Raw genomic sequence first — 22,135 nt, forward strand, 5'->3', positions numbered from 1 at the left:
GTCAGCTTCCCTTCTGCATATAGGCTTTGGTGTTTGTTTCCCTTTTAGTATGAGAAAAGGAGGATTCGGATACTCATTGAATATGAGGTAAAAAATAGAAAAAACCAAATCGCCTCAAAGGGCGATTTGGTCTCTGATGGACTGCAGTATTTTTTTCTCTAGCCGTGATACTTGCACCTGTGATATTCCCAGCCTGCTGGCTACTTCGGATTGCGTCTTGTCTCGATAATAACGCAAATACACGATTAACCGTTCGCGCTCGCTCAGACCTTCGATGGCTTCAACCAGCGCTAGCTTGTCGAACCACCGATCCTGAGATTCATCCGCTATTTGATCCATCAGTGTGATGGGGTCGCCGTCATTCTCAAACACCGTTTCGTGAATGGAGGTCGGAGGCTTATTCGCTTCCTGAGCGAAAACAACGTCCTCAGGCGTAATGCCAAGCCGTTCCGCAACCTCGCTAATGGTTGGCAAGCGACCTAACGTTTTGGACAGCTCATCCTTCATTTTACGCACCTTATTGGCGGTTTCCTTGAGGGATCTGCTGACCTTCAACGTACCATCATCGCGCAGGAACCGCTGAATTTCCCCAATGATCATCGGCACCGCATAAGTGGAAAACTTTACATCGTAGGACAAATCGAATTTGTCTACTGACTTTAGCAATCCGATACAGCCGATTTGGAACAAATCCTCGGGCTCATAGCCACGGTTGATAAAACGCTGCACGACCGACCAGACAAGCCGGATATTGCACTGTACGAGTGTATCCCTTGCAAGCGTATCGCCGGACTGACTTAACGCAATAAGCCGCTTTACTTCTGCGTCATCCAAGTATGGCTGGGCCGTCTGCTTTAGATTGACATCCATGAGGTTCAACCCCTATACGCTAATTGTAGAGCGCTTTTTTCGATTCGATTCTCTTCAGCATCGCTACGCGAGTTCCGCCATCCACCCTACTCGAAACCTCGAAATGGTCCATAAAGTTTTCCATGATCGTAAAGCCCATGCCAGAGCGCTCTAGCTCCGGCTTCGACGTGTAGAGCGGCTGACGAGCCAGCTCAAGGTCTTCAATCCCTTTGCCGCTGTCCGATACGGTGATGGAGACGGAATCGCCCTCGATTTTCGCCTCGATCGTTACGCTGCAGGAAGAATCGCTCTCGTAGCCGTGAATAATCGCATTCGTCACTGCCTCAGACACAGCCGTCTTCAAATCGTTCAGCTCCTCGAGCGTCGGATCAAGCTGTGACACAAATGCAGCGACCGCAATTCGTGCGAAGGCTTCGTTCTCCGAGCGGGCGCTGAAGGAAAGCGTCATTTCATTGGAACCGTTCATGACACCACCTCCAAACTGGAAATTGCGGTACGTTCGTTTTCGTGAATCGTCAATATTTTGAATAGGCCCGACATCTCGAATAAGCGATGGACATTCGGATTTACGTCACAAACGACCATTTTGCCGCCCTTGCTCTTCACTTGCTTGTACCTGCCCAGAATAACGCCAAGACCGGAGCTATCCATAAATTGCAGCTCCTTCAAGCTTAGGATGACATGCTCGCTGCTGCCCCGAAGCAGAGCCTCTTCCATTTTATAGCGCACGACATCGGCTGTATGGTGATCCAGCTCTCCCCGAAGCCTCACGATCAGCACATTGCGGTATTGCTCCAATTCTGCTTGCAGACTCATTATGCTGTTCATCTCCTCTAGGTTTTTTCAAACATAAGAAAGAATAAGCCAAACGTTATTTCCCTTCCTTACATTTCCACCGTGTAACGTTTGCTGGTCTTCAAGCTACAAGACACAAACGATTACACTTGCCGAGATAGAACTAGCAATTCTCCGCCGCGGAAGCCATTTCCTGCATGCCGACAAAACTAGAAGCATACCGCTAACAGCTGACAAAAAATGCGCTGTAATCTGGAAGAAACCGTACACTATTAAGCAAACAACCCGGAGAAGGAACGTTTCAGCAGTTTCCACCAGCCCGCCCGTTCAACCGAGAGCGGCGCATCCACATCAAATTCCTTGAGCACCTGATCGCCTTGATAGACGACAAGCTTGCCGATTGGCTGCCCGATCTGGACCGGTGCTTTGAGAGGGCCGTTAATTTTCAGCTCGTAGCGGATATCCTTCGTTTGGCTGCCTTTTTTAAGAAGCACGCTGTACGCATGCTTAGCAACAAGCGGGAGCTCCGGCGCTACGCCCTTCTCAATTTTCAGCGTCCCCATCGATTCGCCTTCCTTAATGATCGAATGGTTCATATATTGCGCGAATGTGTAGTCAAACATCTGGGATACTTCCGCGTTTCTCGTTTTGGTGTCCGGCTCGCCCATTACGACTGCGATGACGCGCATGTTATCGCGTTTAGCCGTAGCGGATAAACAATATTTCGCTTCGCTCGTGTAGCCCGTCTTCAGACCGTCCGCACCGCTATAAAAACGAACCAGCTTATTCGTATTGACAAGCCAGAAAGGCTTCTCCGACGATTTGCGCAAATAATCCTGATACAAGCCAGTATATTTAGTAACTTCCGAATGCTTGAGCAGCTCCCTCGACATCACCGCAATGTCATGTGCCGAGGAAAAATGATTCGCAACCGGCAAGCCGTTTGGATTGGAAAACTGCGTATCGTTCATGCCGAGCTGCCGCGCCCGCTCGTTCATCATCGCTACGAATTGCTGCTCCGTGCCAGCCAGCTTCTCTGCCATGGCCACGGAGGCATCGTTTCCTGAGGCAAGCGCTATCCCTTTAATCATATCGTCAACGCTCATCTCTTCTCCCGGCTCAAGGAAGATCTGGGAGCCGCCCATAGAAGCGGCATACTCACTTGTCTGCACCTTATCAGACAGCTTGATTTTTCCGTCATCAAGCGCCTCCATAATGAGAAGCAGCGTCATAATTTTCGTGATACTAGCTGGCGGAAGCTTATCATGGCTATTTTTTTCATAAATAACCGTCCCGCTATCTGCATCCATTAAAATGGCGGAACGAGCCGATGCCGCCAAATTGGCGGAAGGCGATTGATTCGGAGCTGATGGCTTGGGCCCTGGGGCCGGTGTTGGCTCCACAGCGGCAAACGCGGCCGCCGGAAGCGCAAGCGCAAATGCGAGAATTAGTATACATAGCTTGATAGAACGATTTTTCAACGAGATCTCCTCCTGAATTTTATTGCGGCACACTTCGCTTATATTTCTCTTTTTAGTGTTGACTCTTAAGTTGGAAATTATTCCATTAGCTAGATGGAAATGGACAACAAAAAAATCCGCCCATGACTGGGACGGATTTTGAATTTTATAAGTTAGTTATAGCGAGTAATACCATCCGCCGTAATAACGGATAACAACAGCGGACGCGCCGCTGGTTGATTTGCTTGAATCGTATACGCATGGCGAACCCGTTCAGCGACCTCTCTCGCCGATTCATTCGCTTCCCGAACATGGAGGAGCGCAAGCGTCTCGCCGGATTCCACGGAATCGCCAACCTTCTTGCGAAGCGTAACGCCTACCGCATAATCGATCGTTGCGTCTTTGGTTGCTCGTCCTGCTCCAAGCAGCATGGCAGCAAGGCCTAGCTGCTCCGCTTCAATCGCATTGACAAAACCAGAGGAAGCTGCCGTTACCTCAATAATTGCAGGTGCTTGCGGCAGCTTCGAAAAATCATCGACAACTGCTGCGTCGCCGCCCTGGGCAGCCAAAAATGCTTTGAACTTCGCTAAGGCTGCTCCGCTTTCAATCTGGGCGCGCAGCAGTTCCTTCGCCGCTTCCACGGAATCTGACTTCCCGCCTAGCACGACCATATGGGCACCTAGTGTCAAGCAAAGTTCCGTGAGATCCTCCGGTCCGTTGCCTTTAAGCGTATCAATCGATTCCTGAACCTCTAGCGCGTTCCCTATCGCAAAACCAAGCGGCTGATCCATATCGCTGATAACTGCAGCCGTATGTCGGCCAACTTCGGTACCAATGTTAACCATCGCTTGAGCAAGCTGCTCAGAATCCTCGAGCGTCTTCATAAACGCGCCGCTGCCCGTTTTTACATCGAGCACGATCGCATCAGCACCCGCGGCAATCTTTTTGCTCATAACCGAGCTTGCAATAAGCGGAATAGACTCCACGGTAGCTGTAACGTCGCGGAGCGCATATAGCTTCTTATCTGCCGGCGCAAGATTCCCGCTTTGGCCGATAACAGCTAGTCCAATCTCATTTACCTGTGTCATGAACTTCTCGCGCGAGAGCTCCGTCCGAAAGCCTTCGATAGATTCAAGCTTATCGATCGTGCCGCCGGTATGGCCTAAGCCGCGTCCGGACATCTTCGCAACGGGAATGCCAACCGAAGCGACTAATGGCGCAAGAATTAACGTTGTCTTATCGCCAACGCCGCCTGTACTATGTTTATCCACTTTAATCCCGCTGATTGGACCGAGATCAACCTGATCGCCAGAATTAGCCATTGCAAGCGTCAGCGCCGCTGTCTCCCTTGGCGTCATTCCTTGGAAAAACACGGCCATCGCCCATGCTGAGAGCTGGTAATCCGGTATGTCGCCGCGAGAGTATCCGTCTATCAAAAATGTTAACTCCGAAGCGGTCAGCTCGCCGCCATCTCTTTTCTTCTGAATAAGATCTACCGACCGCATAGTTCCCTCTCCATTCGCCTGCCCGTTATTGATTTGTTTATAACGCGCGTCGTTCCCTTTGCACCTGGACAATAATCTCATCAAGAGATTGGCTTAGCACGAGCACGTCCAAATGCTGAAGGCTTTCATTCAATAGAGCAGCTTCAATCATCTTTTTACGCAACTGCTCCATCTGCGTGATTAATTGCTTGTCCATGGGCTTTGTCCACTCCATCTTTCTTTAATCATGGACATTATACGACGAAACGCAAAAAAAACACTGTCATATTGAGTCGACGCAATTATTACAATTGTGTTACAAAAAACATTACATAGCAGCAATTAACGCGTTAACTAGTCCCAAAAATTGGGACTTGACGCGTTCAGTTGTTTCCATGACCTCAGCATGCGACAACGGTTGATCCAAAATACCCGCGGCCATATTGCTTATACACGAAATGCCAACTACTTCGATTCCCGAATGGCGCGCTGCAATGACTTCGGCAACAGTCGACATTCCGACAGCATCAGCACCGATTACTCTCAGCATTCGAATTTCTGCAGGCGTTTCATACGTTGGTCCAAGAAGACCCGCGTACACCCCTTCGCGAAGCGTAATGCCTTGTGCTGTTGCAATATCGCGAGCGATTGCGCGCAGACGCTTGCTGTAGGCTTCGGACATATCAGGGAAACGAACGCCAAGCTCATTGTCATTTGGTCCAATCAAAGGGTTTTTGCCTGTCATATTGAGATGATCGGAAATCAGCATGAGATTGCCCGCTTCATAATCCGTATTCACGCCGCCAGCTGCATTTGTAACGAGCAATGTTTTGACGCCAAGCGCCTTCATGACGCGTACCGGAAATGCGGTCAGCTCCGGGCCGTATCCTTCATACATGTGAAAACGTCCGCGCATTAGAATTACTGTTTTACCGGAAAGCGTTCCGATCAGCAGCTCGCCTGCATGACCTTCAACCGTAGAAATCGGAAAGTGCGGGATATCATGATATTGAATCGTCACAGCACTTTCCAAATGATCGCCTAATACGCCAAGGCCTGAGCCCATAATCAATCCGATTTCTGGTCTTTGCTCCGTTTGTGCCTCGATAAAATTTGCCGCTTCTTTAATATGTGCTGCAGTTAGACCTGCTGCTGTAATCGAACTCATTATAATTCCTCCTAAGGTAAATGCCAGATTGTAACTAGTGCTTCCTAAATTTCTTGAGATTATAGCTCGGACAAAAAGCTTGTCCCGTTCGGAGGTGCTTGCACACCGAAGTTATCGGCGATCGTCGCCCCAAGATCAGAGAAGGTCGAACGGATGCTTAGCTGACGAGGCTGCTTAAACGATGGGCTATACAATAAAATAGGAACGTATTCGCGCGTATGATCCGTACCTGGATGAACGGGATCATTCCCGTGGTCAGCGGTTACGATCAATAAGTCCCGCTCGCCTAGCTGACTCTCCAATTCGGGAACGGCAAGATCAAATTCCTCCAAAGCAGAGGCATAGCCAACCGGATCACGGCGATGCCCGTATAGCGAATCAAATTCAACTAGATTTGTGAACAGCAATCCTTTGAATGGCTGCTTTAGCTGCTCAATCGTTTTTTCGATGCCGTCAACGTTGCTTTTGGTCGGCAAGGAGGCTGTAATGCCTTCTCCATCAAAGATATCATTGATTTTCCCGACCGCAATCGAATCGAAACCGGCGTCCTTTAATGCGTTCAAAACAGTAGGCTGAGGCGGCTTCACCGCATAATCATGACGGTTCGGCGTACGTTTGAAATCGCCCGGCTTGCCTAAATAAGGCCTTGCAATAACGCGGCCAACCGTAAAGCGGTCATCCATCGTCAGCTCTCTCGCGATTTCGCAAGCGCGGTACAGCTCATCAAGCGGGATGATATCCTCATGCGCCGCGATTTGAAAGACGCTATCGGCCGATGTATAAACGATCCATGCCCCGGTCTCCATTTGCTCTGCTCCGAGCTCATCCAAAATGTCCGTGCCGCTCGCGGGCTTGTTGCCAATCACTTTGCGGCCTGTGCGTTCCTCGAACGGTCCCAGCAGCTCAGGCGGAAAGCCCTCAGGAAACGTCTGGAACGGAACAGTTAGTTCAAGTCCCATCAGCTCCCAGTGGCCAGTCATCGTATCCTTGCCAACTGACACCTCGGCCATTTTGCCATAATAAGCTGCCGGAGTCTCTTCTGACGGCTTCCAATCATGAATGGACGCTATACGGTCCAAACCCCATCTACGCAAATTCGGAAGCTTTGTTCCAGGCACTCTCTCTACAATATGTCCAAGCGTATGCGAGCCCACATCCCCAAATGCAGCAGCATCAGGAAGCTCGCCTATTCCCACGCTGTCCAAAACGATAACGGCAATACGATCAAATTTCATATGTATAATTCCCTCCTCTGTAAGTGGATGCATCTCGCTTGCTATTTAAGCTCGCGGATGCGCACGGTTATAGGTTTCCTTCATGCGCGTTTTGGGAACCTGCGTGTACTTGAGCGTTGTCGAAATGTCCGCATGCCCAAGCAGCTCCTGCACCGCACGAATATCCGCGCCATTATCCAACAAATGTGCCGCAACCGAATGCCTAAGCGTATGAGGCGTAATCTCCTCAGCAATCCCGGCTTCCTTTGCATGCTTCTTAATCGTCTTCCAAAATCCTTGCCTTGTCAATCTCGTGCCCAAATGATTTAGAAATAACGCCGACTGCGACTCTCTCAGCGAAGTTAGTTCATCTCTGCCCGACTGCAAATAATCCGTTAATGCTTCAGCGGCTAACCTTCCGAACGGAACGAGCCTCTCCTTCTGGTTCGTGCCGATGCACTGCACAAATCTAAGCTGCATATTAATATGCTCCAGATTAAGCGATACAAGCTCAGTAACACGAATGCCTGTTGCATAAATGAGCTCCAGCATCGCTCTATCCCGCTTGCCTGCGGCGCTTGCACTGTTTGGCGTTTCAAGGAGTGCGCTCGTGACATCGACGCTCAAAATGCTCGGAGGTTTTTTCTCTTGCTTCGGCGCTTCCATATAAATGGACGGATTATTCACGATAATCCCTTCCGTTATTAAATAGTGAAAAAAAGCACGCACAGAAACAATATGGCGTGACAGCGTCGCAGCCTTCCTTCCCTGTTCCTTCAAATGCAGCATATACCTTGAAATATGATGTCTCTGCACATCGGCAATCTCTATTAGACCAAGCTCTTGCACATATGAAATAAATTGATTCAAATCCCGTTCATATGATGAAAGAGTATTTGCTGACAACCCTCTCTCCAAGCGTAAATATTGAATATACTGATTTAAATGAGCTTTCATTGGACTTCCTTTCACATATGGCACGTTTCTGACAGGTTTATTTCTACAAAACAATTCAACATTCGACGCCAAAAATCCTGCTTTCAGCAATATTCCGTATCAGCTGTCTGGCCCATTATTCCCCGTACCAATAAAACCAGCGCAATCGGTCAGCGGCGTTTTTGCTGTCTGGCGAGTCTGGGTCGGTCACAAAAACTTTAAGGGCAGCACCTTTAGGCTCCCGATAAGGATGAATGGGAGATATCGCATCTGCAAGCCAGCGATAGCCGCCTGTAACAGCCAATAGCAATACAGAAAACACAATGATAAAAAAAATACGGCTCGTCCATCTCCGAATTGAGAAAACCATACAAACCAGCCTCCTTATGATGCCAATACGAATGTCCATCCGTATCACCATATGAGGAGGCTTATCCGAATATGCCATTAACCCTGCAAGCTGTCGTAGGAAACACTGTCCAACCATTTCTCAAGCGGCGTGAACGGCAATTGAACCGCATTCGCGACCGGCTCGTAGGTTACGCTGCCTGCGTGCGTATTTACCCCTTTTTGCAGCGGAATGCTTTTGCGTACAGCTTCCATGCCATGATTTGCAAGCTCCAGCGCATATGGTATCGTGACATTCGTTAACGCAAACGTTGAAGTACGAGGCACAGCGCCAGGTATGTTAGCAACAGCATAATGAACGACGCCATGCTTCACATAGATCGGGTCTTTGTGGGTCGTCGGTCGGTCTACGGTAGCGATCGAACCTCCTTGATCAACGGCAACATCTACGATAACCGACCCTTTCTTCATGTTTTGCACCATTTGCTCCGTCACCAGATGCGGAGCTCTCGCGCCAGGTATAAGAACGGCTCCAATCAACAAATCCGCTTTGGATACCTCTTCGGCGATATGATAGGGGCTTGACATCAACGTGCGGACTCTGCCTCCGAAAATATCATCCAAATACCTCATCCGATCCGCGCTTCTTTCTAAAATGATCACGTTTGCCCCCATGCCAAGGGCAATTTTCGCAGCGTTTGTCCCGACTATGCCCCCGCCAATGATAACAACCTCCGCAGGCGGTACGCCAGGCACTCCGCCAAGCAGGACGCCTCTGCCGCCATTAAAAGCTTCTAAAAATTGCGCGCCTACTTGAACAGACATTCGGCCTGCAACCTCGCTCATCGGCGTAAGCAGCGGCAGGCTGCCGTTTGCGAGTTGAATCGTCTCGTAGGCAATACCCGTTACGCCTTTACTAACCAGAGCCTTTGTCAACTCAGGCGCTGCTGCCAAATGCAAATACGTAAATAGGAGCAGCCCTTCCCGAAAATAACCAAACTCCTCGGATAGCGGCTCCTTTACTTTCAAAATCATTTCGGCCCTCGCCCATACTTCTGAAGCCGTGCTTATCAGCTCTGCTCCTTCGCGCTCATAGTCGCTATCCTCAAAGCCGCTACCGCTTCCTGCTCCCGTTTCAACGAGTACTTTATGACCAGCCGCAACCAGCACCGTAACGCCTGCAGGGGTCAATGCTACGCGGTACTCGCTTTGTTTAATTTCCTTCGGCACACCTACAATCATGACTATTCCTCCTCCTGCGCAATCCTCTTTTTAATAACGCCATAAACATTCTCTTTCTATGTTGTATGAACGATCGGCGCGGAATGATCGTCCTTTCTTAACCCTTTTTGCGGAAAATATAACCCGAACGCAGGCATCCTCACTATGCTTTGTTATATTTCAAAAAATATGTGTGATTCTGGCTATTACCCATGCGAAAACAATGCTTCTACCATAAACTGGTTAAGAAAAATGCCATCATAGGGGGTTCTTTGTCCATTGTCTGATCTTAAAGCCTTATTAAAAAGCTGTGCGACATGTATGCCTTCTAAGCATACTTATCGAAAGCTGATAACGTTTCGTTCAGCGAAAGCATATAAGCGATGCCTAAGGCAACTGAAGGAACTCGGAATCAAACCATTCAAAACGGTTTCACGCTGCCGGATTATCGGCTGCCATTTTCATAAAAGCATTTCCTGGCATGACTTAGCTAATCATCCCCAAGTCAAGCTGATCGAAAAAGATTTCAAAATCCGCGCGCACGGTGTGATCACAAAGCGCAAGAGAATCAAGCTCAAGGGACGTTCGATTCCATTGCTGACGCCTGCAACGACGCCGGCACTGCTAACTTGGAACATAAGCCGCATTAAAGCACCCGAAGCTTGGGCAACTACACGCGGAAAATCGATTAAAGTCGCCATCATCGATTCCGGCATCGCCAGTCACCCGGATTTGCGAATAGCAGGCGGAATTAATACCATTAATGGCGGTTCATATGCGGATGATAATGGACATGGTACCCATGTTGCTGGCATTCTAGCTGCTGCAGGCAAAAGCGGAAAAGTAACGGGGACTGCTCCGGAGATAAGTTTATACGCGGTCAAAGCGCTCGATCTATACGGTGATGGCTTTGTATCTGACATTGTTGACGGCATCAACTGGTGCATCACGAACAAGATGCAAGTCATTAACATGAGCTTTGGCATTCTTGACTCTAATAACAGCGGTACTCTTCATGATGCGATCAAACGAGCAGCCAAGCAAGGTATCGTCATGGTTGCCTCAGCGGGTAACTCCGGTAAGTCTAGCAAGCAAATAGACGTACCTGCTTCCTTTAAGGAGACGATTGCTGTTGCCGCTTCTACTAAAGCGAATAAAGTGGCTGGCTTTAGCAGCAGAGGCAGAGGAATTGGGTTAACAGCGCCTGGTGACAGCATTTTGTCCACGTGGCTGAACGGCAAGTACATGACTCTCTCTGGAACCAGCATGGCATCTCCGCATGTTGCAGGCGGCGCCGCGTTGCTGCTGGCGGGCAAACCAGGCATAAGCGCTCGAGCAATCAAAAAAAGGCTGCGTTTGCGGGCATTCAAGCTTAAAAAATTCAAATCGCGCTCGCAAGGCGCAGGGCTTTTGCAGCTGGATCGCATTTTTAAAAACATTTGATGCCAATAAAACGCCAAAACGGCTTGCCGTCCAGTTATGCTGGGCAGCCAAGCCGTTTAAGATTGATTTTCAGTTGGGTTTGCGATATCATTTTTTTCTTTGCAGCGACGGCATATACCTTGAAAATCTAGGCGATGGTCAACTACAAAAAATCCGTATTCCAGCTCAAGCCGCTCCTCGAGTGGCAAAAGCCAGTCTTCTTTGATCTCATCCATTGAGCCGCATTGCACACATATTAGGTGATGATGGTGATGCTTGTTGCTGTCCGTACGCAGATCATACCGCGCTACACCGTCGCCGAAATTCAATTTTTCGACAACATGCATTTCGCTTAGCAATTCCAATGTCCGATAAACCGTTGCAAGCCCGATTTCGGGAGCTTTATCCTTTACTAGCATGAATACATCCTCAGCGCTTAGGTGGTCGTCTTCATTCTCAAGCAAAACACGTACCGTTGCTTCCCGCTGCGGGGTTAATTTGTAGCCCTGCGACTGCAACTGTTGTTTAATCTTCTCAATCCGGGCTTCCATGATTTCCCCCCTACCACATGACTGCGCCTTTTTCAGGAAACGTTTCCTTTCATTATAGGTGCTAACCTGTAATAAAGTCAAACATTTTGGTGTCATATCGTGGCGTTACCGGACGAAAGAAGAGGGGAAACCCAGGCAATTAGAGTTGGTGAAATATAGGCTTCAAGCAGCGCCGCTCCGGCAAAAAGGATCAGCATGAGCATAGCGGTCGACGTAAAGGAGCCTAGCTGGGGCGCAAGCTCGCCTGTCTGGCGAAGCAGCCTGTTTTTGATCACAAAGATAGAGAAGGAAATGGCGGCAGCGCTCGTTATAATAATCGCCGGAACGGCAATTAAGTTTTGAGGCGCGATCGACACCAGCGAGAAAAGAACGCCCTTCCATGCATATTGATTGATAAGCGTACCCACCGAAAAACCAACCAGCGCACCTTTTAAGAAATTAAGCGCAAGCACTCCCGGTATTCCGACAACGGTGATGCCGAGCACCCACAATACAAGCAGCCATTTGCTATGGAAAAAAAACCGTTCCCAGAACGAATGCGCTTCTCCAATTCCGGCGCCATCATTCATCAGCTGTAGATACTGATCTACATCCTGGGCAAGCTCCTGCTGTTGCTCGAGCGTAAGCGCGTTGACCATGAGTGCGCCAAATATGGCGCCTACCACAAACAATACCGACACGAAAACATACAGCGATAGTTGATTTTTGATGACGCTCACCAATCCTTTCAGCTACTTTGAACCCCTGCCCTTTTGAAGGGTTTCTACCTTGCCTTCAAAGGTTTTATTTTATAGAAAATTCGGATTGTAGCTCAGAACCCTTTAACCCAAAACCCAAAACCCAAAAGCCTTAAAGGCGTTTCAAACCTTTTCGAACCCACCCAAACCCTCCCTTCCAAGGGAGGGCCCCAAGGGTTGCACCCTCTGGACACCCGCAATTGGACTAACGATGAAGGGATAGAGATGGGTGTGAGCATGGACTGCCTAGGAGCGCTTTCGTCCCTTCGGGACACGCTGGAAGATTGTGCATGATCTAATAATTAGGTTTATTTAACAAAGTTGTTTGAAAAGGTGTTATAGAGGTTTAAAAATTAGATCAATACAAATTTAGTTAGTTAGCATACATAACTAATGAATATGGAGATATGGTTTTACGCATAGGTTGTCTTACTAGTGTATTGTATGAGGGGGTTTAGAGGGGTATGACGGGTTTGTTGAGGGAAGACAAGGTCGGCTAAAGCCGACCTGTCAGATTGTATAGTTTCCATGCGTAGACAGCTAAAATCGTTTTGGCGTCGCTAATGCGGCCTTCTTGTATGTAAGCTTCGGCTTGCTCGAGAGTAATCGCTTCTACCTTTAAATCCTCATCTTCATCCGGATTTTGAACGCCCTGCTCGACTTTGTCCGTGAAATAGATGTATAACTTCTCGTCAGCAAAGCCAGGCGAGGTGTAAAAAGCGCTTAGCAGCTTCAGGTCATCTGAGCGATAGCCTGTCTCTTCTTCCAACTCGCGGGCTGCTGCGGTAAGCGGGTCTTCGCCGGGATCAAGCTTGCCTGCCGGGATTTCGATTTGAAATTTTTCAAGCGGCTTGCGGAATTGCTCGACGACGAGCAGCTTGCCATCCAATAACGCCATAACGGCTGCGGCACCTGGATGCTTTACGATTTCTCTTGTGGCGGTTCTGCCATCAGCTAGAGCAACGGTATCTACCTGTAGCGTAATCATTTTGCCTTCAAAAATAGGCTCGGTCTTAATCGTTTCCTCGCGCCATAGCGCAGCTGGCTGTTGTTCTTCCAATCGTGATCGCTCCTTTTTGTACTGCATGCTTATTGCGCATAACTTGTCCTGCACCTGCATAACTATCATTATATCAAATTGACAGGGGCGAATAATATGAAACAATATGTAGCGGTTAATCATTTGCGATTAGTAGGTAAAGGCTGGGAAATCCGTCATCAGCTGCGCAAGCTTTCTGCTTCTTCCCTTTCCAGAACTCCGATGTCCGAATATACGAATGTCATCAGCGTGCGCCGCCTTCCTCTAGACAAAACGAATTAATCAGCCTTCTACATTTAAAAATGATTTTTAGACAAAAAACCCTCCATCCGCCATCAGCTTTAGCTGAACATTGGGATTGAAGGGCTTTCTGTCATGTAGCGGCAAAGCATGCCGCGAGCGCAGCGCTTTTGTTATTCTACAGTCGCCGCTTGTTTGATGATTTCTACGACGAGCTCGGTCGTTTTGACCAAATCTTCCACTTTAATTTGCTCTTTTGTCGTATGGATATGCTCATAGCCAACAGCCAAATTGACGGTAGGAATGCCTAGCCCGTTAAAGATATTCGCGTCGCTGCCGCCGCCGGAATGGAATGTGCGAGGCGTGCGACCGATCGCAACTATCGCTTTTTTCGCCAGCTGTACGACGGAATCCTCATCATCATATTGATAAGCCGGGTAAATAATTTCGCTCTCCAGCTCGCCGCGCGCTCCAAATTCCTCTGCTGCGCTCTCCACTGCTTTGCGCATCGCTTCGATTTGGCTGTCCAGCTTATGCTGAACAATACTTCTTGCCTCTGCATCCAGCTTCACGTAGTCACACACGATATTTGTAGCGCCGCCGCCCTCGAACCGGCCGATGTTCGCTGTTGTTTCATTATCAATCCGGCCAAGCGGCATTCTTGCGATCGCTTTGGCAGCGACCTGGATCGCGCTTATGCCATCCTCTGGATTCACGCCTGCATGTGCAGAACGGCCATACATTTTGATCGTTACTTTAGCTTGCGTTGGCGCTGCTACCGCAATATCTCCGATTGCTCCGTTGGAATCCAGCGCATAACCGAACTTCGCTTCCAGCTTCGACGCATCAAGCGAGCGCGCCCCTAGAAGACCAGACTCCTCGCCAACTGTAATGACGAATTGAATGCGGCCATGAGGTATTGCTTGCTCCTTCACGACACGTATCGCTTCAAAAATGGCGGAAATGCCTGCTTTGTCGTCGGCGCCAAGAATAGTCGTGCCGTCGCTTCTAATATAACCGTCCGCATCCAGCTGCGGCTTAATGCCAACGCCTGGCGTTACGGTATCCATGTGGCATGTGAAGAAAATCGTCGGCGCAGCAGCATCCGCACCCTCTGCTTCCCAAATCGCAAACAGATTGCCTGCCCCGTGCCCCGTTTTTGCTGCGGCATCATCCTCGCTGATTTGCAAGCCCAGCGCTTCGAACTTTTGTTTGAGCACGCGGCTTATTTCCTGCTCATGCTTCGTCTCGCTATCTATCTTCACTAATTCCATGAATTCATTTACCAAACGATCTTTTTCAATCATTAACGTTTCCTCCGTCCATTACTTTCGTATACAATAGAGTAAGTGACAAGCTATCATAAAGCTGTTATGTTCTAAATCATGAAAGGGGTTTTCCAAATGCGCAGACAACGATTGATTCGAATTGTTGCCATTTTGCTCGTATCCGCACTCGTGTTATCGTCCTTGTTAGCAGGCCTTGGATCGTTATTTCTATACTAGGTCCATTTGACATTTAAATTCTTTGACAAAATGAGGGAGCAACTGCTTAGCCGCTTCCTCAACCGATAGCTCAAGCCCCGTCAAATCATTGAAGGAAGTCACGCCGAATTGCTGAATGCCGCAAGGGACGATTCCGCTAAAACCTTCTGCTGCAATCCCTGATTTGATGTTGAGCGCAAATCCATGACTCGTAATAAAGCCCCGCCGATGCCGGGCTTTATTAAATTTCACCCCGATAGCCGCAATCTTCTGATCCGCTACCCATACTCCTGTATATTCCGGTTTTCTGCCCGCCTCTATACCATACTCGGCTAGCCAATTAATAATGACTTGCTCCAAACTGCGCAAATAAGCATGCAAATCAAGTCCCTCCGCTTCCAGATAAAGCAGCGGATAGCCAACTAGCTGTCCAGGCCCATGATAGGTAATATCTCCGCCGCGGTCGATCTGGAACAGCGTAATGCCTTGCTCCTTAAGCTCCGCTTCATCCAGAAGCAAATGTTCAGGATGCTTGTCAGAGCCCATCGTATAGGTAGGCGGATGCTGAAGAAGGAGGAGCGTCTGCATGCGCTCCTCCTGATCAATTTGCTTTACGTATGCTTTTTGCAGCTCCCACGCCTGCGCGTATTCGAGCATGCCTATATAGTGGGCGTCCAGCCGTCTTAAGCCATTTGCGTTATCCGCGTCAGACATGATGGTGTTCCCCTTTTCTAATACAATTTGCTTTCTAGGTTAAAGCTCTCCAAGTTATCCTTCACGCGCTGCAAGAAACGTCCGCAAATAACGCCGTCCAAAATCCGGTGATCCAGCGATAGGCACAGATTAGCCATTGAGCGAACCGCAATCATGTCGTTAATGACAACCGGGCGCTTAACGATGGACTCGAACGTCAGAATCGCTGCTTGCGGATAGTTAATGATCGGATATGACAAAATCGAACCAAACGACCCTGTATTATTGACCGTGAACGTTCCGCCTTGCATATCGGACAAGGTCAGCTTGCCTTCCCTAGTCTTGCGTGCAAGCTCCTCAATTTCTTTGGCAAGCCCGGCAACGTTTTTGTGATCGGCATTTTTGATAACGGGCGTTAGAACGGAATCCTCCGTACCAACGGCAAGCGCGATATTGATATCCCGCTTCACGATTATTTTATCTACCGCCCACATGGAGTTCATAATAGGCACATCTTTGATCGCATTGACGACTGCTTTGAGCAGGAAAGCCAAATAAGTCAAATTGATGCCTTCGCGCTTCATGAAATCATCTTTAAGCTTGTTGCGAAGTAGAACTAGATTCGTTACATCCACTTCAATCATCGTCCAAGCATGCGGAATTTCGCTCACGCTCTGCCTCATATTGCGGGCAATCGTATTACGGATGGGCGTTACATCAATAAAGTTATCGCCTCGTCCAGCTCCCGTTGCGCCCTCCACCTCGATTTTTGGAAATCTAGGCGTTTCCGTCAAATGCAGACCGGAGGAACGAACCTGTGCAGCCGAGTCGACCGTATGCGGTGCTGGCGCAGCAGCGTTTCCGCTTGCCGCATTGCTTGTCTTGCCCGCTCCGGATGCAACGTAAGCGAGTACGTCCTTGCGCGTAATCCGACCGCCAAGACCCGTTCCAGGAACATCGGTCAAGCGTATCGCATGCTCTGCTGCAAGCTGCTGCACAGCCGGCGAGAATCGGTTGCGCATAGGCGCGTCATCCGATGCGATCTCAGACGGTGGTGCAGCGGAAGCAGCTCCTGCTGCTTGGGATTGTGCCGGTGCGTCTCCAGATGGAGCCGCTGAGCCTTCGACTTCGATGATGCAGATTGGTGTTCCGACCGGAACGGTCTCACCTTTGCCAACCAAGATTTGGACAAGCTTGCCCGCTACTGTTGAAGGCAATTCCGCATTCACTTTATCCGTAATGATTTCACAGACAGGCTCGTATACGTCAACCCAATCACCTGGCTGCTTCAGCCATTTATCAATTGTAGCCGATACGAGCGATTCCGCAAGCTGCGGCACGACGATTTCCGTCATTGTTTTCATAGTTCACATCTCCCTACTGGCCCAAGGCGTAAACGGCTACCGCCGTCCTCTGGCGGCGCAGCATACGTTTCGCGGTGACATATAAGCCTCGTATAAAATCAACACTTATACTTTCTTATATTTTAATAAAGTGCTAGTTGCCGCATGGCTTCTTTTACTTTTTCTTTGTTAAGCATAAAAAATTTCTCGCCCGGCGGGTTAATCGGCATTGCCGGCACATCCGGCCCGCAAAGGCGCATGATCGGAGCATCCAGCTCATAAAGCAGCTCCTCAGCGATAATTGCAGACACTTCGGCTCCTACGCCGCCCGTCTTGTTGTCCTCGTGAATAATAAGCACCTTGCCCGTTTTGCGAACTGCCTCAAGAATCCCCTCTTTATCGAGCGGTTGGAGCGTACGCAGGTCGAGAATATGCGTGCTGATGCCCTCGCCTTCAAGCTCGGCTGCAGCTTGTTCTACAAAGTGAAGCGGAAGACTGTAGCCGATAACGGTAATGTCTTCGCCCTCGCGCAGTACGTTAGCAACTCCGATTGGAACGATGTAATCGTCATCCGGAACTTCACCCGTAACAAGCTTGTAGCATTTTTTATTCTCAAAATAAAGCACCGGATCCGGGTCGCGAACAGCGGCCTTCAGCAAACCTTTCGCATCGTAAGCCCGATAGGGGGCAACGATCTTTAAGCCAGGCGTCCCGAAAAACACGGATTCTGGACATTGTGAATGGTATAAACCACCAAATATACCGCCGCCGATCGGCGCGCGGATTACGAGCGGACATGTCCAGTCATTATTCGAGCGGTAACGCACCTTTGCCGCTTCGCTAATGATTTGATTGGTTGCCGGGAACATGAAGTCGGAGTATTGCATTTCTGCGATCGGCTTCATGCCATACATTGCCGCACCAATTGCTACGCCCGCTATTGCAGATTCCGCAAGCGGCGTATCGAGCACTCGAGACTCGCCGAACTGATCCTGCAACCCCTTCGTGGTCGTGAATACGCCGCCTTTAAGGCCAACGTCCTCACCAAGCACGAAGACATCGTCATCGCGTTCCATTTCTTCCTTCATCGCTTGGCGAATTGCATCAATATATTCGATTACTGCCATTATTCCCTGCCTCCTTGCTCAGCATCATCCGCATACACGTGCAGCAATGTAGATTCCGGCGTCGGGAATGGCGCTTTATCGCCATATTCGGTAGCCTCGTCAAGCAGCTTGCGTATTTTCGCTTGCAGCTCTACATCGAGCTCCTCTGACCAAATACCGCTGTCAATCAGGTACTGCTTATATTTAGGTATGCCGTCTTTCGCACGATTGGAATCAACCTCTTCTTTCGTACGATAAGCGAGATCGTTATCTGATGTGGAGTGAGGCGAGATGCGGTACATAAGCGCTTCAATCAGCGTTGGACCTTCGCCCGCGATTGCGCGCTCACGCGCTTCCTTCACGACCCGGAACACTTCAAGCGCATCGTTTCCGTCAACCTGATAGCCAGGGAAGCCATAGCCGAGCGCACGATCAGCGACCGTACCGGCTAGCTGCTTATGGATAGGTACGGAAATGGCATATTGATTATTTTCACACATAAAAATGACAGGCAGCTTATGTACGCCTGCAAAGTTACAGCCCTCATGGAAGTCGCCTTGATTGCTCGATCCTTCTCCGAAGGTAACAAAGCTGACTAGCGGCTTGTTTTTCATTCTTGCTGCAAGCGCAATGCCTACCGCATGCGGAACCTGAGTCGTTACCGGGCTTGAACCCGTTACGATGCGAAGCTTCTTCGAACCAAAGTGGCCAGGCATTTGGCGTCCGCCGGAATTTGGGTCCTCCGCCTTCGCGAACACTGACAATAACAAATCGCGCAGCGTCATCCCTACGGAGAGGACAAAGCCATAGTCCCGATAATAAGGCAGAAAATAATCGTTATCGCGATCAAGCGCGTAAGCTGCCGCTACTTGAGCAACCTCTTGGCCTACACCGGATACGTGGAAATTGATTTTACCGGCGCGCTGCAGCAGCAGCATTCGCTCGTCAAACTTGCGTGCCGTCACCATCGTTGCATACATATCAATTGCTTGCTCATTGCTGAGCCCGAGTTCCAAATGACGAACATTTTGCCCAGTAGATGCAGGTTGGGTCATAAGGTGTTCCTCCTTTTACGTACTATTATAACCTGGTACTAAGACTTGATCATATACATTATAACTCCATTTGTTCCAAAAAGAAAACAGTCTTGCTTAGAACGAAATCGCTTTGCCGTCAACAGCCAGCATAGCTTCGCCCAGCGCCTCTGCTAACGTCGGGTGCGGATGGATCATTTGGCCGACTTCCCAAGGCGTTGCATTAAGCACGCCAGCCAGCGCGGCTTCGGAAATAAGATCCGTCGCATGCGCTCCAATCATATGGACGCCAACGATATCGTTTGTCTTGCGATCGGCAATTACCTTCACGAAGCCGTCCTTCTCGCCAAGCACAAGCGCTTTACCAATCGCTTGAAAAGGAATTTTGCCCGTCTTAATGTCATGCCCTTTCGCGCGAGCGCCGTCCTCAGTTAAGCCATACGATGCAATCTCTGGCCGTGAGTAGATGCATCTAGGAATCAAATGCGCCTCGATGGCAGCCGGCTTCTGGCCGCTAATATGCTCCGCCGCGATTAAACCCTCATGGGCAGCAGCATGCGCTAGCTGAACGCCGCCGATTACATCGCCTATTGCGTAAATATGAGGCTCGCTCGTTTGCCCGAATGCATTTACCTCAATCGCGCCATTAACCGTGCGAATATCTGTATTTTCAAGGCCGATTCCTTCAACGTTTGGCTGACGCCCAACAGAAACGAGCAGCTTCTCCGCATTCAGAACGACATCACCGTCCTGCGTGGCAGCTACAATGGAAACCTCGCCGTTTTCGCCTTTATATTGATCCGTTTGAAGCTGAACGCCTGTCAGAACGCGAACGCCGCGTCCCTTAAGCACTCTGGTCAGCTCAGCGGAAACCTCCGTGTCTTCGCCAGGCAGCAAGCGGGAGCCTGCTTCCACCAGCGTCACCTGAACGCCAAAATCCTGCAGCAGCGACGTCCACTCTACTCCGATTACGCCTCCGCCTACAATAATGATGGATTTAGGAAGCTTGTCCATCACAAGCGCCTCATCGCTAGACAAAATATATTCACCGTCCGGCGTCAAGCCCGGCAAATGACGCGGTCTGGAACCAGTCGCAATAATCAAATTGGTTGACACGACGGATTCCATTTCTCCATCCGGCAGCTCAACAGCTAGCGAGCCGCTTTTTGGCGAGAAAATGGAAGGCCCAATGACTCTGCCCTTGCCTTGAATGATCTGGATGCCATTTTTTTTCATTAAGCTTTGTAGTCCACGGTATAACTGCTCTACCGTTTGATCCTTACGTAGCTGGACTTTATCATAATCGAGTGAAATAGCTCCTTCTGCAACTTGAATGCCGAATGAGCTCGCCTCGAGAAGCGTTGAATATACCTCTGCGCTGCGAAGCAGCGACTTGCTTGGAATACAACCTTTATGTAAGCATGTGCCTCCGAGCTTATCCATTTCGACTATCGCTACCGACTTGCCTAGCTGAGCTGCTCGAATCGCAGCTGTATAGCCGCCAGGGCCGCCTCCAAGAACTGCTACGTCCACCTGTATAGCCATAACTATCATTCCCTTCATAATTGCCTTCAATATATGCTGGTGAAGCCTGTTCTTTTTTTGCCCAATCGCATTGTAACATGACATTCATTCCTATTGTACCTGTTTTTACCCGCGATGGCATCGTCCTTTTACGAAATAGACACTATCCGCGTAAAAAGGTATGATAGAGCTAACTGTATATTTTGACCGATAAGGAGACACCGTATTTATGAAATTAGTTACTGCCCGTTTTATCGCAATCCTCATGCTTGTAATTCCCGGTCTGCTCGCTTGCTTTGGTTTTCTCAAAATGAAAGATTCCGTCTTTGTTTATTTCTCCGATTTCGGAAATGAAGCCATCACTCCCGATTTTGATTGGCTGAAATTTCTGCTCGGATTTATTATGTTTGCCGCAGGCGCTGGGTTTATCGCTGGCTGGACCTTTTTCCGCGATCGCAAACGAAACTATGTGGCACCGCGCTTTAAGCAAAAACGCCCACGTCCGCCTAAGCCTCAGAGCTAATACGATTATGTGTGATATTACTTCTTTAGCGTATAAAACCGCAGGCACGGATCCCATTTGATCCTCGCTCAGCGGTTTTTTTGTTAATCCTCGTATTCAAGCATTTTCATATACGCTTTAGGCACCATGTACGAAGCAGCCAGCTCTGTCTTATCGGACATCAGAAACATTCGGACAAGTGAGCTGCTCGTTTGCATGTAATGCGTGTAGGGAGACAAATAAATCGTATCAGCCATCGTCGTATTGCGAATGTATTGCTCAAGCTGAAGCTCATATTCGAGATCCGTTGCATTGCGTATACCCCGAATAACAACGTTGATATCATGCTCGTTAATGTAATCCGCTACGATGCCCTCATACGGGATAATTTGAATTTTTTCATCCTGCGGTACAGACAAAGCAACAAGCTCAGTCCGTTGGTCTATCGTAAAATGATGCCTCTTCGACCTGTTATTGGCGACGATAATATGAACCTCGCTAAATAGTTGGAATGCCCTCTCGATTACCGATACGTGTCCAAGCGTAATGGGGTCAAAGCTACCTGCATACACAGCTCTCATCTAATCACCTCGAATGGTTTAGTTTACATTGCGATAACGCTTTTCGTATAAAATTACAATTCGCACTATTTCATTTTATCATTCCGTAATACAACTTCACTATGATTAGAACATCAAAAGAAACGAGGTGCGCAAATGAAAATCGTGTTCGACGTTACCGTAGACGGTAAAGTAAAAGAAACTATTCAACCGCAAAGCCAGCGCTTAAATGAAATTCGCAGCTTTATCAAAACGGAAGCATCCGGTCTAATCCAAAAATACGGCAGCAACGTTTATATAAACCGAAGAGTGGTTTACAACTGAGGCATCCTACGATAGCCTTTTTTTGTTTTAGCGAAGAGAACTGAAATGACCAACTCGAGCTTAGCTCCCCTCCAACCATG

The 22,135-nt window shown here is 48.9% G+C and carries 26 protein-coding genes; 5 read left to right on the forward strand and 21 right to left on the reverse strand.

The features are described 5' to 3' along the window. Positions 1 to 114: 114 nt before the first annotated feature. The 11 genes from sigF to ald all read right to left on the reverse strand — a co-directional run bounded on the left by sigF (position 115) and on the right by ald (position 9,517). Complete coding sequence (sigF, locus tag ADU23_RS27720) at positions 115 to 870, reverse strand: RNA polymerase sporulation sigma factor SigF (protein WP_053376717.1); 756 nt, start codon at positions 868 to 870, stop codon at positions 115 to 117. Positions 871 to 889: 19 nt separating this feature from the next. Next, positions 890 to 1,336, reverse strand: a complete 447-nt coding sequence (gene spoIIAB, locus ADU23_RS27725) for an anti-sigma F factor (protein ID WP_053376718.1) — start codon at positions 1,334 to 1,336, stop codon at positions 890 to 892. Beyond that, positions 1,333 to 1,686 (reverse strand): anti-sigma F factor antagonist, encoded by a 354-nt coding sequence (gene spoIIAA / locus ADU23_RS27730; RefSeq protein ID WP_053376719.1) that lies wholly within the window; start codon positions 1,684 to 1,686, stop codon positions 1,333 to 1,335. Before spoIIAA ends, spoIIAB begins: the two co-directional genes overlap by 4 nt. A gap of 251 nt (positions 1,687 to 1,937) precedes the next feature. After that, complete coding sequence (locus tag ADU23_RS27735) at positions 1,938 to 3,146, reverse strand: D-alanyl-D-alanine carboxypeptidase family protein (protein WP_082311234.1); 1,209 nt, start codon at positions 3,144 to 3,146, stop codon at positions 1,938 to 1,940. Positions 3,147 to 3,298: 152 nt separating this feature from the next. Then, a complete protein-coding gene (locus ADU23_RS27740; RefSeq protein ID WP_053376720.1) occupies positions 3,299 to 4,630 on the reverse strand; it encodes a pyrimidine-nucleoside phosphorylase in 1,332 nt (443 codons plus the stop codon). Positions 4,631 to 4,667: 37 nt separating this feature from the next. After that, positions 4,668 to 4,826 (reverse strand): aspartyl-phosphate phosphatase Spo0E family protein, encoded by a 159-nt coding sequence (locus ADU23_RS32495; RefSeq protein WP_141680465.1) that lies wholly within the window; start codon positions 4,824 to 4,826, stop codon positions 4,668 to 4,670. Between the two features lie 111 nt (positions 4,827 to 4,937). Continuing rightward, the gene (locus ADU23_RS27745; RefSeq protein WP_053376721.1) at positions 4,938 to 5,777 is read right to left on the reverse strand and encodes a purine-nucleoside phosphorylase; all 840 of its coding nucleotides are present in this window, start codon (positions 5,775 to 5,777) and stop codon (positions 4,938 to 4,940) included. A gap of 59 nt (positions 5,778 to 5,836) precedes the next feature. Next, positions 5,837 to 7,012, reverse strand: coding sequence for a phosphopentomutase (gene deoB, locus ADU23_RS27750; protein WP_053376722.1), 1,176 nt, complete (start codon positions 7,010 to 7,012; stop codon positions 5,837 to 5,839). A gap of 45 nt (positions 7,013 to 7,057) precedes the next feature. Further along, positions 7,058 to 7,948 carry a site-specific tyrosine recombinase XerD gene (xerD, locus tag ADU23_RS27755; RefSeq protein WP_053376723.1) on the reverse strand — a complete coding sequence of 297 codons (891 nt, stop codon included), beginning with the start codon at positions 7,946 to 7,948 and terminating at the stop codon, positions 7,058 to 7,060. Positions 7,949 to 8,063: 115 nt separating this feature from the next. Next, on the reverse strand, positions 8,064 to 8,297 hold the full coding sequence (locus ADU23_RS27760) for a YqzK family protein (protein WP_053376724.1): 234 nt from the start codon (positions 8,295 to 8,297) through the stop codon (positions 8,064 to 8,066). 77 nt (positions 8,298 to 8,374) lie between these two features. Continuing rightward, complete coding sequence (gene ald / locus ADU23_RS27765) at positions 8,375 to 9,517, reverse strand: alanine dehydrogenase (protein WP_053376725.1); 1,143 nt, start codon at positions 9,515 to 9,517, stop codon at positions 8,375 to 8,377. Positions 9,518 to 9,775: 258 nt separating this feature from the next. Here ald and ADU23_RS27770 point away from each other — a divergent pair, with 258 nt between their 5' ends. After that, on the forward strand, positions 9,776 to 10,939 hold the full coding sequence (locus ADU23_RS27770; RefSeq protein ID WP_053376726.1) for a S8 family peptidase: 1,164 nt from the start codon (positions 9,776 to 9,778) through the stop codon (positions 10,937 to 10,939). 56 nt (positions 10,940 to 10,995) lie between these two features. Here ADU23_RS27770 and fur read toward each other — a convergent pair whose 3' ends face one another. From fur to ADU23_RS27785, 3 genes are all read right to left on the reverse strand, one after another. Further along, positions 10,996 to 11,469, reverse strand: coding sequence for a ferric iron uptake transcriptional regulator (fur, locus tag ADU23_RS27775; protein WP_053376727.1), 474 nt, complete (start codon positions 11,467 to 11,469; stop codon positions 10,996 to 10,998). A gap of 92 nt (positions 11,470 to 11,561) precedes the next feature. Next, complete coding sequence (gene spoIIM / locus ADU23_RS27780; RefSeq protein WP_231637548.1) at positions 11,562 to 12,188, reverse strand: stage II sporulation protein M; 627 nt, start codon at positions 12,186 to 12,188, stop codon at positions 11,562 to 11,564. Positions 12,189 to 12,702: 514 nt separating this feature from the next. Next, complete coding sequence (locus ADU23_RS27785) at positions 12,703 to 13,266, reverse strand: NUDIX hydrolase (RefSeq protein WP_442950632.1); 564 nt, start codon at positions 13,264 to 13,266, stop codon at positions 12,703 to 12,705. A gap of 96 nt (positions 13,267 to 13,362) precedes the next feature. Here ADU23_RS27785 and mciZ point away from each other — a divergent pair, with 96 nt between their 5' ends. Further along, positions 13,363 to 13,527 (forward strand): Z-ring formation inhibitor MciZ, encoded by a 165-nt coding sequence (mciZ, locus tag ADU23_RS34105; RefSeq protein ID WP_082198572.1) that lies wholly within the window; start codon positions 13,363 to 13,365, stop codon positions 13,525 to 13,527. Positions 13,528 to 13,658: 131 nt separating this feature from the next. Here the strand turns inward: mciZ and ADU23_RS27790 are convergent, their stop codons facing one another. Continuing rightward, positions 13,659 to 14,792, reverse strand: coding sequence for a M20/M25/M40 family metallo-hydrolase (locus tag ADU23_RS27790; protein ID WP_053376729.1), 1,134 nt, complete (start codon positions 14,790 to 14,792; stop codon positions 13,659 to 13,661). A gap of 96 nt (positions 14,793 to 14,888) precedes the next feature. Between ADU23_RS27790 and prli42 the strand changes: the two genes are divergently transcribed. Then, positions 14,889 to 14,990: a stressosome-associated protein Prli42 gene (prli42, locus tag ADU23_RS33010; protein ID WP_169081880.1), complete on the forward strand. Its 102-nt coding sequence runs from the start codon at positions 14,889 to 14,891 to the stop codon at positions 14,988 to 14,990. On the opposite strand, the gene lipB is transcribed toward prli42, so the two are convergent. From lipB to lpdA, 5 genes are all read right to left on the reverse strand, one after another. After that, positions 14,982 to 15,683: a lipoyl(octanoyl) transferase LipB gene (lipB, locus tag ADU23_RS27795; protein WP_053376730.1), complete on the reverse strand. Its 702-nt coding sequence runs from the start codon at positions 15,681 to 15,683 to the stop codon at positions 14,982 to 14,984. The genes prli42 and lipB overlap by 9 nt on opposite strands. Before the next feature lie 17 nt (positions 15,684 to 15,700). Then, on the reverse strand, positions 15,701 to 17,026 hold the full coding sequence (locus ADU23_RS27800) for a dihydrolipoamide acetyltransferase family protein (RefSeq protein ID WP_053376731.1): 1,326 nt from the start codon (positions 17,024 to 17,026) through the stop codon (positions 15,701 to 15,703). 122 nt (positions 17,027 to 17,148) lie between these two features. Then, a complete protein-coding gene (locus tag ADU23_RS27805; protein ID WP_053376732.1) occupies positions 17,149 to 18,132 on the reverse strand; it encodes an alpha-ketoacid dehydrogenase subunit beta in 984 nt (327 codons plus the stop codon). After that, entirely contained in the window at positions 18,132 to 19,166 is a 1,035-nt protein-coding gene (locus tag ADU23_RS27810; protein ID WP_053376733.1) for a thiamine pyrophosphate-dependent dehydrogenase E1 component subunit alpha, read from the reverse strand. The genes ADU23_RS27805 and ADU23_RS27810 overlap by 1 nt, the downstream gene beginning before the upstream one ends. A 96-nt stretch (positions 19,167 to 19,262) precedes the next feature. After that, complete coding sequence (gene lpdA, locus ADU23_RS27815; RefSeq protein ID WP_053376734.1) at positions 19,263 to 20,690, reverse strand: dihydrolipoyl dehydrogenase; 1,428 nt, start codon at positions 20,688 to 20,690, stop codon at positions 19,263 to 19,265. A 208-nt stretch (positions 20,691 to 20,898) separates the two neighbouring features. Between lpdA and ADU23_RS27820 the strand changes: the two genes are divergently transcribed. Further along, positions 20,899 to 21,192, forward strand: a complete 294-nt coding sequence (locus ADU23_RS27820; RefSeq protein WP_053376735.1) for a DUF2627 domain-containing protein — start codon at positions 20,899 to 20,901, stop codon at positions 21,190 to 21,192. 83 nt (positions 21,193 to 21,275) lie between these two features. Here ADU23_RS27820 and coaD read toward each other — a convergent pair whose 3' ends face one another. Then, complete coding sequence (coaD, locus tag ADU23_RS27825; protein ID WP_053376736.1) at positions 21,276 to 21,752, reverse strand: pantetheine-phosphate adenylyltransferase; 477 nt, start codon at positions 21,750 to 21,752, stop codon at positions 21,276 to 21,278. A 135-nt stretch (positions 21,753 to 21,887) separates the two neighbouring features. Here coaD and ADU23_RS33015 point away from each other — a divergent pair, with 135 nt between their 5' ends. Continuing rightward, on the forward strand, positions 21,888 to 22,055 hold the full coding sequence (locus ADU23_RS33015; RefSeq protein ID WP_141680466.1) for a mechanosensitive ion channel protein MscL: 168 nt from the start codon (positions 21,888 to 21,890) through the stop codon (positions 22,053 to 22,055). The last annotated feature ends 80 nt before the right edge of the window (positions 22,056 to 22,135 follow it).

Source organism: Paenibacillus sp. FJAT-27812, assembly GCF_001273905.1.
Taxonomy (GTDB): domain Bacteria; phylum Bacillota; class Bacilli; order Paenibacillales; family Paenibacillaceae; genus Pristimantibacillus.